This window comes from Nocardioides sp., from assembly GCF_035429765.1.
Lineage (GTDB): Bacteria > Actinomycetota > Actinomycetes > Propionibacteriales > Nocardioidaceae > Nocardioides.
Window position 1 is genome coordinate 1 of record NZ_DAOMFK010000097.1, and the last position, 11759, is coordinate 11759.

10 protein-coding genes are annotated in these 11759 nt (G+C 70.7%); 4 read left to right on the forward strand and 6 right to left on the reverse strand.

All coding sequences use genetic code 11. The features are described 5' to 3' along the window. Positions 1–180: 180 nt before the first annotated feature. Together PLP61_RS10245 and PLP61_RS10250 are read right to left on the reverse strand one after the other, a co-directional pair. Positions 181–621: a DUF6325 family protein gene (locus PLP61_RS10245; protein WP_324502611.1), complete on the reverse strand. Its 441-nt coding sequence runs from the start codon at positions 619–621 to the stop codon at positions 181–183. A 189-nt stretch (positions 622–810) separates the two neighbouring features. Next, positions 811–1392, reverse strand: coding sequence for a hypothetical protein (locus tag PLP61_RS10250; protein ID WP_324502612.1), 582 nt, complete (start codon positions 1390–1392; stop codon positions 811–813). A 189-nt stretch (positions 1393–1581) separates the two neighbouring features. Between PLP61_RS10250 and PLP61_RS10255 the strand changes: the two genes are divergently transcribed. After that, positions 1582–1980: an SHOCT domain-containing protein gene (locus PLP61_RS10255; RefSeq protein ID WP_324502613.1), complete on the forward strand. Its 399-nt coding sequence runs from the start codon at positions 1582–1584 to the stop codon at positions 1978–1980. A gap of 173 nt (positions 1981–2153) precedes the next feature. Continuing rightward, positions 2154–2807 carry a hypothetical protein gene (locus PLP61_RS10260; RefSeq protein ID WP_324502614.1) on the forward strand — a complete coding sequence of 218 codons (654 nt, stop codon included), beginning with the start codon at positions 2154–2156 and terminating at the stop codon, positions 2805–2807. Positions 2808–2840: 33 nt separating this feature from the next. Here the strand turns inward: PLP61_RS10260 and PLP61_RS10265 are convergent, their stop codons facing one another. From PLP61_RS10265 to PLP61_RS10280, 4 genes are all read right to left on the reverse strand, one after another. Then, entirely contained in the window at positions 2841–5255 is a 2415-nt protein-coding gene (locus PLP61_RS10265) for a lysylphosphatidylglycerol synthase domain-containing protein (RefSeq protein ID WP_324502615.1), read from the reverse strand. Then, positions 5252–6895, reverse strand: coding sequence for a SulP family inorganic anion transporter (locus tag PLP61_RS10270; protein WP_324502616.1), 1644 nt, complete (start codon positions 6893–6895; stop codon positions 5252–5254). The genes PLP61_RS10265 and PLP61_RS10270 overlap by 4 nt, the downstream gene beginning before the upstream one ends. Positions 6896–7064: 169 nt before the next feature. Next, positions 7065–7559: a hypothetical protein gene (locus PLP61_RS10275; RefSeq protein ID WP_324502617.1), complete on the reverse strand. Its 495-nt coding sequence runs from the start codon at positions 7557–7559 to the stop codon at positions 7065–7067. Positions 7560–7666: 107 nt separating this feature from the next. Next, entirely contained in the window at positions 7667–9925 is a 2259-nt protein-coding gene (locus PLP61_RS10280; protein WP_324502618.1) for a helix-turn-helix transcriptional regulator, read from the reverse strand. A gap of 141 nt (positions 9926–10066) precedes the next feature. Between PLP61_RS10280 and PLP61_RS10285 the strand changes: the two genes are divergently transcribed. Next, positions 10067–10297 carry a hypothetical protein gene (locus PLP61_RS10285; RefSeq protein ID WP_324502619.1) on the forward strand — a complete coding sequence of 77 codons (231 nt, stop codon included), beginning with the start codon at positions 10067–10069 and terminating at the stop codon, positions 10295–10297. Further along, on the forward strand, positions 10294–11759 hold a 1466-nt coding region (locus PLP61_RS10290; RefSeq protein WP_324502620.1), incomplete at its 3' end, for a SulP family inorganic anion transporter. The genes PLP61_RS10285 and PLP61_RS10290, both read left to right, overlap by 4 nt.

Consider the following 11759-nt stretch of genomic DNA (forward strand, 5'->3'; position numbering starts at 1 on the left):
CTGCGGCGGTGGGGTGTACGTCTGTTGATCCTGAGCGGCCCACCTCCTCTGCTGCCGACGATGGACGCCTCCTGCGACGGCTGTGGCGGTCCCCGCGACGACGGCGGTGCGTGCGATTCCTCTGAGCAGACCAGGCATGTCTGTCCTCCTATCGAGTCCGAGGTCTCGGCGGCGGGGAGCTCAGCTTGCGGCGTCGAGCGCCTCGACCGCGGCGATGACGTCCGTCGCTGGAAGGCGGCCGCTGGCCACAAGTTCCGCTCCCGATCGGCGCATCGCCGCGACGAACGGGCCTGCCCAACGGTTCTCGTAGATCAGGATCCCGGCTGCGCTGCCCGGCTCGACCGCCTTGGCTGCTTCACTGATGTCGCTCCCGTCGAGCAGCCCTGAGGATGCCCCTTGGAAGAGCGCCAAATGCCCTGACATCGCGTCATCGAGACCGGAGAGCTCCATGACGGTCACCTCACCGTCCGGACCCTTGTCGATGAACACGAGATCGAGGATGCGAATGACAGCGCGGTCGACCAGGTCGACCAGGATCGGTAGTCCTTCGCCAGTCATCTTGCGCCCGGGGAACTCGATCACCATGTAGTCGACCGGTCCCACTTCTAGGTCGTCAGACACATCGTCCTCCTCTGACCGCGACCGTCGCATCAAGCCGCTCCCGTCGGAAACTGCCTGGCCAACTCCCCGTGCGGTCCCGGCCAGGCACACGACAAGTCCACCACCACCGAGGCGTCCGAACCTCACCCGGATCGGGCGAACATGCGCCTCCCCGTGGGCGCCGCGCCCGCTACAGCCGGCGAGGGGCAGTCAGGGGGTGCCGCTCTCGGTGGTGGCGATGCCGGGGTTGCAGTTGGCGGGCGCAAAGTTGCCGCTGATGGTGAAGTCGTCGCAGCTGAGCATGTGCGGGTGCTGGGTCCCCAGGAGGTAGGCCGCGGCCATGACGATCGCGACCGCGACGATCGCGATCGCCGCTTGCCTGCGTGGCAGGTTCTCGGCGCCTGGGATCAGCAGTCTGACCAGGAACGCGGCAAGCGCGGGCATGCCGAGCAGGGTCACCAGGACGCCGAACCAGAACAGCAGGTAGCGCGCGGTCGAGTCGGTGACGGGGAGGAGCCAGATGAGCACCAGCCACAGGGATGGCAGCAGCAGTGTGTAGTTCGACACGCGCCGCAGTACCCGGCGGCCACCGCTGACCTCGACGGCGATGAAGGCGCTCGTGGCCGCAGCCCAGAGGGCCAGGTGCTGCTCGAAGAAGATCACGCCGTACACGCCCAAGGTGAACGCCGGCCACCAGCCGATCGACGACGCGGCCACGGAGATGGCGACTACGCGTCGCGTCTCCCGGTCCAGCCGCACAGGTGCAGCCTCAGGAACGTCTGCGTCGGGCACGCTGTCGATTCTGCGCCTCCTCGCGAGCCGTCGCGCGGCGATCCTCAGCGCCGGGGCCGCGGTGCATGCCGGTGCAGAAGGAATCTCACCCTGATCGGGGGGTGCCACGCCGGCCTGCGCGGAGTGGGGTGTGACTGACAGGCACCGTATTCGGGCGGAGGCACGCACCGCGTCATCCGCTGGCCGATCTTGACGGAAGGGATCGCGATGAACAGTTTGGCCGACTGGCTCTGGTGGCTTCTGGCCGTGTTCTTCATGGTCATCTACTTCATGATGCTGTTCCGCATCATCATCGACATCTTCCGCAACCACGACAGCAGCGGGTGGGCGAAGGCGGGCTGGCTGATCCTCCTGCTGTTCATTCCCCTCATCACGATGCTGATCTACGTGATCGCGAACGGCAAAGGCATGGCCCAGCGCGATGCGGCGCAGTACCAGGCGATGAAGCAGTCGCAGGACGACTACATCCGCAGCGTCGCCGCGCCGGCGGACCCGAGCGCCCAGATCTCCCAGGCGCATGCCCTGCTCGAGAAGGGCGCCATCACCCAACAGGAGTTCGACGCCCTCAAGGCCAAGGCCTTGGCCTGACCTGACGCGGCCATCCGGCTCGTGCCTCAAGGGGCACGAGCCGGGCCCTACGGTTCGTGCATGGCACAGCGCCCACCATCGCCGACAGGCGGCCGCGTCGTGGATGCGCGCACCACTTCGCGGGACCCGGCCCCGTCCCGCTGAAGACCCTCTTCGCTGTCGGGAGGACGCCCATGGACCTGACCTCGCTGGCCCGCGCGATGCGCCAGCCCAAGGCGGCCGCGGTGGCGGGTCTGTTCTTCAGCCTGATCCTGGCTACTGTCCTGCTGCTGCTGCAGTCGGTGGCACCGCAGACGACGAGCGAACTCGGATCGTGGGCCGACGACCAGACCCGTCGCGACAGCGTCGTGATCGCCTTGGCGCTCATCCCCTTCGCCGGGATCGCGTTCCTGTGGTTCGTCGCCGTCGTGCGCTCGGAGCTCGGTCGGCTGGGGGACCGGTTCTTCGAGACGGTATTCCTCGGGTCGGGGCTGCTGTTCGTGGCGATGCTGTTCGCGGCGGCAGCCGTCCTCAGCGGCCTGCTCTCGCTGGTGGACGCCGGCTTCCCGGTCGCACCGACCGCGGCGGCGGAGGCCTGGTCGGTCTCCACCGCCCTGCTCGGCCAGTTCGGTGCCCGGATGGCCGCGGTCTTCGCCCTTACCGTGTCGACCGCCGGCCGACGCGCCGGGACTCTCCCGCGCGCGGTGGCCCTCCTCGGCTACTTGTGCGGGATCGTCCTGCTGCTGACCCCGCCGCTGCCTCGTTGGGCGATGTTCCTCTTCCCGATCTGGGTGATCACGCTGAGCCTCGTGGTCCTGCTCCGCCGCCCGAAGGCTGTCGAGTCCTGAGCAGGCGGTGACGATCCCAGGCCGGTCCCCGGCTCACAGGTAGGCGTGCCGCTTCAGCCAGCGCAGCGCCATTCCTCCCCAGATCGGTGGAAGGTAGAAGGTGACCAGGCGGAACGCGATCGCGACCGAGACGGCGACCTCGGCGGGGATGCCGATGGCCTGCAGTCCGAGGGTGTACCCGGCCTCGGCAACCCCGATGTTGCCCGGCACGGGCATAAGGCCACCGAACAGGCAGACCACAGTGTTGATGAGCACCAGCTGCGAGAAGGCTGCCTCGAACCCGAACGCCCGCAGGCAGATGCCCAGGACGACAGCCTCCAGCAGCTGTGCGACGAGGTTGCCACCCAGCATCTCCCCGAGCTTGCGCGGGCGTCGCAGGACCACGAACGACCCGCGGGCCGCTGCCAGTTGCTCGCGGACCGACGTGCGCGCCTGAGCGATCCGTCCCAGGACGTACCGACGGCTCCTGTGGACGAGGAGGGCGACGAGCGCACTGACGATGGCGAGCACGACCAGCAGCGCGAGGAGTGCCGGCTGTGATGACTCGTCCGAGGACGTCGACGTCGCGTTCCCGAGCACCTGGGTGGTGAAGGCGGGAAGGTCGGTCACCAGGACGAACAGGAGCAGGCCCAGCTGCACGGCGAAGCCGGACGTACTGTCGATGACCCCCATCGAGACGGCGGCGCCCGCATCGATCCCGAACCGCTCGAAAAACCGCACCTCCAGCCCTACCCGGGCGGCGGTCGACGGCAGGGTCAACGAGATGAACTGGATCGCATACTCCAGCATCACGACCGGGCCGTAACGCAGGGCCGCCGTGGACGAGCCGAGCGTGGACAGCGCCTGCGCCAGCTGGATCGTCGGCGTCACCAGCAGCGCCACGCCCAGCAGTTTCCAGTCCGCGTTCTGCAGCTCCGCCCAGATGGCTGCGAAGTCGAGCCCCAGCAGCCAGCTGAGGAACGCCCAGGCGAAGACCGTGAGCAGAGCCGCGAGAACCAGCGAGCGCGGGGTCACCCGTTGCAGAGGCGTGGGCGTCGGGGGCTCCACGCCCGCCGCGTCGGCGGCCGTCGCCACGAGGTCGGAGATGTCCCACTCCCGCTCCTTCATCCGGCGACGAGTCACCTTGGCCAGCACGGGGGGCTGGAGGTAGGGGAGGAACTCTGCGAGCTCGACCGCGCCGACGGTCTCGGCGGCGGCCGCGACCGCGCGCTGGGGGCCGACCACGAGCGCGGTCGCGACCAGCAGCCGCGCGCGGTCGACGAGGATCGAGGCGCGGGCCGCCCCGATCTCCGCCTCGCCGAAGTCTGCAAGTGCGACAGCCCCGTCCGCAGTGAGCAGCAGCCGGTCGCCGTCGATCCGCCCGTGCGCGATGCTGGCCCGGTGCAGCGCCAGGAGGGCGCGCCAGAAGTCGTCCAGCACCCCGTCGTCCACCTGGTCTGGCGCAAGGAAGGCGAGCTGGCGACCGGAGGACTGCGTCACGACGAGTGCGTCGCCCTCAGCCGACCGGCCGACCGCGACAACAGGGAGGACGGGGACTCCAGCCCGCTCGGCGAGGACTGTGGCGAGTGCTTCGTGCTCGACCAGCTCGGACCGGCCGCGGCCGAGATGCGGCCTCTCGCCCCGCCGCCACAGCGCAGTCCAGAACGAGGTCACGAGCTGGCCGTCCCACGCATCGCGGCCGAAGATCTTGACCGTCAGCTCGCCGCCATCCTCGGTGTCCGCCTCGAACAGTGCCATGCCTGGCACCTGCTCCGGGGCGTCGCTGACGTCGACCACAGTGAGGCCGAGTTCGGCGAGCGCGGCCTCGGCCTGGGCCGGGGTCGGGTGGCCACCCGGCGAGCCGAGGAGGAGGTGGGTGAGCGCTCCCGCGGTCATCCCGATGATGACACCGGTCAGCGTCCCAAGCGGAGACGTCAATCCGAGGAGGACGGCTGACACGGCGCCGACGCCGATGAGCACCCGCCCGACCCAGCGGAACGGCCGCGCCACGTGGGGTGACCCCGTGACGACGACGGCCGTGGACACGGGCAACAGCAGCAGCGCCGGAGCGCGGTCCAGGACCTCCGACCAGCTCAATCCCGCGACCAGGCCCGCACCGGTTGCGACGATCCATGCCATCGCAGCGCACAGCAGGTAGTGCGCGAGCAGGCGGCGTCGCCCACGGCGCAGCACGGAAGCGCCGAGGACCACGAGCGCCCACAGCACGAGCAGGGCGTATCCCGCGCTCCAAAGCCAGGACCCCACACCTGGCAGGGAGATCACGACCGCCTCTACCGCGGCCTCGAGGTCCGTCCCCGACGGGGAGAGCAGGGCGAGAAGCACGACGCCGACGAGGCCACCGAGGGCCAACAGGAGATCGGTCGGGCGTCGCTGGTACGGCTCGTCCGCCGACGAGGAGAAGAACCTCGGGCCGGAGATCCGTGCCGGTTCGGCCCGTCCCGGGGTCACTGCGATCCTTCGACGTCGACCCCGGTGACGGCCAGCACCGCGGCCCGCACGGTGGGGAACAGGCTGGCGGCCGGCAGGACGTCATCCAGTCCCAAGGCGTCGACCTGCTGCTCGAACTGCGCCCGCAACCGGGAGACGACGAAGTGCACGCCGCGGTCGTCGAGCTCTGCGATGACGAGGCGGAGAGCCTCGGCGCCCGAGGTGTCCAGGCTCGTGACCGCCTCGGCATCGAACACGAGCGCAGCGACGTCGTACGGCGCACCGTCGACGGCCTCGCGCACCCGGGACCGGAAGTAGCGGCTGTTGGCGAAGAACAGCCGGTCGTCGAGGCGGTAGACGACGACGCCGGGTACCACCCGGGCGTCCTTGCGGCGCCGGACGTCGACGAACCTGCCGTTCTTCGGGCTCCAGCCGAGCACCGCGTCGCGTGGCTGCGCGCTGCGGCGTACGACGTCGAGGATGGACAGCAGCACGGCGATGACGAGAGCGGGCAGCAGGCCCACCGTGAGCATCCCGACCACGGTGACCACGGCGACGACCAGCTCGGCACGCGATCCGTGGACGAGGGACTTCCAGCCACCGATGTCGACCAGGCCGATCGCGGCGTAGATGATCACGGCGGCCAGGGTCGCCTTGGGCAGCAACGACAACGGCGCGGTGAGGAACAGGAGCACGAGCGCCACGCTCGCGGCCTGGGTGATGCTCACGACCTGGGTGCGTCCGCCGACGCGGACGTTCACCGCGCTGCGCGAGCCGCTCGACCCCACAGGGAAGGACTGGGACAGCCCTGCCATCAGGTTGAGTCCGGCCAGGCCGATCATTTCCTGGTCCGCGTCGACCGGGCGCTCACCCGGGCGGGCCAAGCTGCGCGCGGTGAGGATCGCGTCGGAGAAGGCGACGAGAGCGATGCCGACGGCGGAGGGAGCGAGCTTCGCGACGTCGCCCAGCGACACCGCGGGCCACTGCAGCGAGGGCAGCCCGGGCGGGATCTCGCCCACGAGGGTCACGCCCTGCGAGCCGAGGTCGGCCCAGGCCGACACGGCGATGGAGGCGATCGTGACGAGCAGCAGCATGGGGAATCGTGGCCACAGCCGGCCGCCGACCAGCAGCGCGGCGAGGCACGACAGAGCGATCGCGACTGTCGGCACGTCGACCTCGCCGAGGACGTTGCTGGCGAACGACTGGTACTCCTGCAATGAGGTGTCGCCCTCGACCTCGACCCCGAAGAATGCGCCGAGCTGGCCCGAGATGAGCGTGAGCGCGAGACCGGTGAGGAAGCCCAGCAGGACGGCCGAGGAGAAGTAGTCGGAGATCCAGCCCAGGCGCAGTACCCGTGCGACCAGGAAGGTCGCGCCGACCAGGAGCGCGAGCATGGCAGCGAGCACGGGGTACGACGCCGGGTCCGCGCTCACGGCCGCGAGGGCGGGTCCGACCATGAGGGCAGCGGTGGCAGTGGGGCCGGTCATGAGCACGCGGGACGAGCCGAGGGCACCGTAGGCCACGACCGGCAGCAGGAGCCCGTAGAGGCCGGCCACGACGGGCAGTCCGGCGGTCTGGGCGTATGCCATGCCCTGGGGAACGGCAAGGGCAGCGATGGTCACGCCCGCGACCAGGTCCGGGCGCAGGCGTCCGGCCGTCATGCCTCTCAGGTCGGCGAGGAGCGGGACGAACCGGGTACGGGACTTGGGCGTCTCGGGAGCGCGGAACGGTCGTGGACGACCCCCGGCGTACTCCCCACTGGCCAGATGTGGTTCGTCCGGCGAGACCGGGTCCTCGCTGTCGTCCGGCTCGTGGGGCCGGGGGTCGCCATCAGTCATCGCCGTCGGCCGGCATCCGGGTCGGCAGACCGTCAGACCATCCGACGTGGGCGTCGGCGGATCCGGCGTTGACGTAGAGCACGCACGAGCCGGAGTAGGCGGGGAGAGCGCCGCCGAGGAGAGTGACGCTGTAGCGCAGGCCTGACTCATGGATGCGCGGTCGGGTCAGCAGCAGCACGGCGTCGCCGAACGGGGCGATGGTCGGGTCCGCCAGCGAGAGCACGCTGGGGCGTCCCGGCGAGCCGGGCGTCGTTAACCCGGCGTCGAGCCACAGATCCAGGAAGGCACCGGTGGAGATGTGCCCGAGGAAGGCTGGGGGCGGGCTGGCCACGTAGGGCATCGTGGGCGCGAGATCGACGAGGGTCAGAGCGTCCGCCTCGAACCGCATGCCGCGCGCGACCTGGATGAAGGTGAGCCCCGCACCGTCGAGGCGCAGGTCGTCCGCGCTCCATCCCCGTCGCACGGCCGGCACCGTGACGGCGGCCATGCCGGACCCCCCTTCGCGGGAAGCGACTGCAGCGGGTCGAGATTCGTGGCCCTCTCAGAGCACACCAGTCAGCGGTCGGTCCGGCATCACCCGGATCGGGCGAACCCTCAGTCGCGAGGCGGCGCCTCGACGAGGCCGAGCTCTTGTGCCCGGGCGACGGCTTCGTCCCGCGAGTTGACGCCCAGCTTCCTGTAGACCGCCAGGGCGTGGGTCTTGACGGTGTTGAGGGACAGGTGCAGGTGCTCCCCGATCAGCGGGAATGACAGGTGGCTGGGCAGGAACTGCAGCACGCGCATCTCGGCGGCCGTCAGCGCCGCGCCGGAGGCGCCGGCGCGGGAGACCGACCGGAACAGGGCCTCGGTGTCGTCGAGCAGATCGCCGGCGAGCGAGCCAGCGAGCTCGGGGGTGAGTGCGTCCTTCGCTTCGAGGATGAGCACACGAGCAAGCGCGGCATCGCCGAGGAGGAGCGCGGCGCGCGCCTGGAACAGCGGGCCGCAGACGGCGAACCAAGCCCCGACTCCGTGGATGGTGACGGTGAGGCGCCGCGCCTTGGCCAGGGTGGCCGCCGCGTCGGGCTCGTGGCGCATGGCCTGCAGTAGCGCCTGGGCGGTGAGGCAGTGGGCCGAGGTGACCATGCGGTCGAGATGGTACTGCTCAATCAGACGCGAGGCCTCGGCGATCAGCTCGGCGCCGCGGGCGTGATCGGCCGTCGCCACCGCCATCAGCCCCTGCCACGACAGGGCGTTGGCCTGCACGAGCGGGACGCTGAGGGCGCGGGCGAGCTGCTCGGCCTCTACCAGGCTGGCGGTCCCCTCCGTGGGGCGGCGAAGCAGCGTGAGGCAGACGCCGGGGACGAACGCGGCTGCAGCCCGGAAGCCGGAGTCGACCGGCAGTCCCTGCAGGGCTCCCCGGCACAGGACGACCGCGTCTTCCAGTCCGGTCTCGCCCACAATGCCGACAAGCAGGGCCACGGATGCGGCGTACTCGTCGACATGCATGCGGTCGCGCCAGTCCCGACCGGCGTGCTTCTGTGAGACGAGCAGCCAGCGGCGCATCCGGTCGAGGTCCCCGGTCTGCTCGGCCGACCACGCAGCCGCCAGGGACAACCAGCGGTCCGAGGCCACGTCGCGGTCCGGGAGCCCGCCGAGCCAGCCGCGGAGGCGGTCGGGACGACCCGACCCCAGGCAGCCCTCGATACCGGACCACACGAGCTCGGCCAGGAACGGGAGGTCGCCGGACTGCCGGGCGTGACGGACGGCCGCGTCGAGATCACCCTGCGCGTCGAACCAACAGGCGGCGCGGCGGTGGAGCACGGGGACGAGGGTCGGCTCGTCGGCCGCGAGGTCCGTGGCGAGCTGGTCGGCGAGCAGGTGGTGGCAGCGGAACCCGCTCCCGTCGTCGAGCGGGACGATCAGCAGGTTGTGGCGGTGCAGGCGGGCAAGGACCCTGGCCGAGTCCCGGCGGTCGAGGACCGCGTCGCACCCGTCGGCCGTGAGCACGTCGAGCACGCTCGTGTGTTGTAGGAACTGTCGATCGCCGGGATCGAGCGGGTCGAGCACCTCGGATCTCAAGTACTCGCCGATGTGCGTGCTCGGTCCGCCCGGGACCGAACTGATCCGGTCGGTGGACCACCCCCCCTCCCGCACCATTGCGAGGGCGCTCAGGTAGAGCCCCACGGCCCATCCCTCGGCCCGTTCGACCAGTCGTTCGACCGCTGCATGGTCGGGGTACAGGCGCAGGCCGTGGAACAGGCTCTCGGCCTCCGGCACCGAGAACGCCAGGTCGCGGGCACCGAGCTCGAGCAGGCGCCCCTCCGCGCGCAACCGTGCCACCCACGTGGGCGGCTCGTCGCGCGTGAGCAGCAGCAGCCGCGAGCCGCACGGCACCGCCCCGGAGACCGCCCGGAGCAGCTCCTGGCAACGCGGGTCGCGCAGAAAGTGGACGTCGTCGACGACCAGCACGTAGGGAGACGCCCCGGCCTTCGTGGCGACGCGTGCGAGAGCCGGGAGGAGCGAGGCAGAGTAGGCGGGCTCCTCCACGGTTAGCCCCGGCCGGAGCAGTGCCGTCGCGGCGCCCAGCGACTGGAAGGCGTCCAGCAGCAGGGCGGCGAGCGTCGTGACCTCGTCGCTGTGGCGGGCGAGCGCCACGACGACATGCCGTCGGTCGTCGCCCTCCAGCAACTGGTCGGCCAACGCCGACTTCCCGCTGCCCGCCGGGCCGCTGAGCACGACGACCGTCACGGAGGGCGGGGCGGCCGAGACCCGATTCAACAGCCGGTTACGGACGATCCGCCCAGGTGTCGGGTCGGCGTCGGCGAGGTCCGACGCCGCTGACGCGGCGCCCACCCAGTCCCGGCTACTCGACACGTCTGGATCGTGCCATGCCCGCAGGGGCGTTGCCCGGGCGACGTTCGACCCACGGTGCCGCGCGTCACCCGATCCGGTTGATTCCCGCCACGGTCGCCGAGGCCATGCTGGAAGCAGGCCGACTGAGGGAGAAGCGCCGCCGTGACTATCGAGATCAACGAGTCCACGGAACTGGCGTACGCGGGCGGGGCGCCGTTGACGACGACGCTTCTAGTCGCCCCGCAGTCGGTCATCAATCCGGCCTGCTGGCGGGTGCTCGTCCCCACGCTGGTGACCGGGTCGCCCATGAACCCGGTGCCCGAGCCACCCGCGCGGTGGGCCGACGCGCTGATCACCGACGGACCGCACGGTTGGAGGTTGCTGCGGTCATGAAGCTCAACGGCATTGTCGCGCCGACGGTCCTGCCCTATCGGCGCGAGTGGCTCACGAAGGACATCGTCGCCGGTCTGGTGCTCACGGCGTTGCTGGTGCCCCAGGGCATGGCCTACGCCGAGTTGGCGGGGCTGCCGGCTGTCACGGGTCTGTACACGTCGATCCTGTGCCTGACCGGCTACGCGCTGCTGGGGCCGTCGAAGGTGCTCGTGCTCGGTCCGGACAGTTCCCTGGGCCCGATGATCGCGGCGACGATCCTGCCGCTGGTGGGGGCTGGCGGCGATCCCGCGCGCGCGGTGCTGCTGGCCTCGGCGCTGGCGATTCTGGTGGGACTGTTCATGCTCGGGGCCGCGGCTGGGCATCTCGGTTTCGTGGCCGACCTGCTGTCCAAGCCGACGATCGTCGGCTACATGAACGGCCTGGCCCTGACGATCCTCGTGGGTCAGATCCCGAAGCTGCTCGGGTTCTCCGTCGACGCCGACAGCTTCCTGGCCGAGTGCTGGGCCGTGATCCAGGGAGTCCTTAACGGCGAGGTCGTCGCGGCCGCTGCCGCGATCGGCCTGTTCTCCCTGGCGCTGATCCTGGTCCTCACTCGAACGGTGCCGAAGATCCCCGCGGTGTTGGTGGCCGTGGTGGTGGCCATCCTGATCAGCGTGGTGCTCGACCTCGAGTCGAAGGGCGTGAAGGTGGTGGGCGCCCTGCCGCAGGGCCTGCCGAGTTTCACCCTGCCGAAGGTGGGGCTATCCGACCTCGGGCTGCTGCTGGCTGGTGCGGCCGGCATCACGCTGGTGGCGCTCGCCGACACGATCTCGACCGCGACCTCGTTCGCCGAGCGTCGCGGCGAGCGGGTGGACGGCAACCGCGAGATGGTCGGCATCGGCGCCGCGAACATCGCCGCCGGCTTGTTCCAGGGCTTCCCGGTGAGCACGAGCGGGTCGCGCACCGCGGTGGCCGAGCAGTCCGGTGCGCGCACGCAGTTGGCCGGCCTCACCGGCGCGATCACGATCGCGGTGATGCTGCTCGCGTTCCCGGCGATCCTGGCCGACCTGCCCCAGCCCACCCTGGGTGCGCTGGTGATCGCGGCGTCGCTGTCGCTCACCGACGTGCCGGGCATGTTCCGGCTCCGACGTCAGCGTCGCGCCGACTTCTTCGTCTCGCTCGCGGCCTTTCTCGGCGTCGCCCTGCTCGGCGTGCTGCCCGGCATCCTCATCGCAATCCTCATCTCGGTGGCCGACGTGTTCCGTCGCGTCTGGATGCCGCACCGCACCACGCTCGGCAGCACCGAGGGGCTGCCCGGCCTGCACGACGTCACCACGCACACCCACGCCGTCGTGCTGCCTCGCTGCCCGGTCTACCGGTTCGACGCGCCGCTCATCTTCGCCAACGCCCAGACCTTCCGCGCCGACGTGCAGGCCTTCGCCACCGCCGACCCGAAGCCGGACTGGATCGTGGTGGCGGCCGA

What these genes read in the sequence shown, in the direction of transcription:
- PLP61_RS10270 (WP_324502616.1), bottom strand. Translation starts at nt 6,895, where the DNA reads ATGACGGCCGGACGCCTGCGCCCGGACCTGGTCGCGGGCGTGACCATC.
- PLP61_RS10275 (WP_324502617.1), bottom strand. Translation starts at nt 7,559, where the DNA reads ATGGCCGCCGTCACGGTGCCGGCCGTGCGACGGGGATGGAGCGCGGAC.
- PLP61_RS10260 (WP_324502614.1), top strand. Translation starts at nt 2,154, where the DNA reads ATGGACCTGACCTCGCTGGCCCGCGCGATGCGCCAGCCCAAGGCGGCC.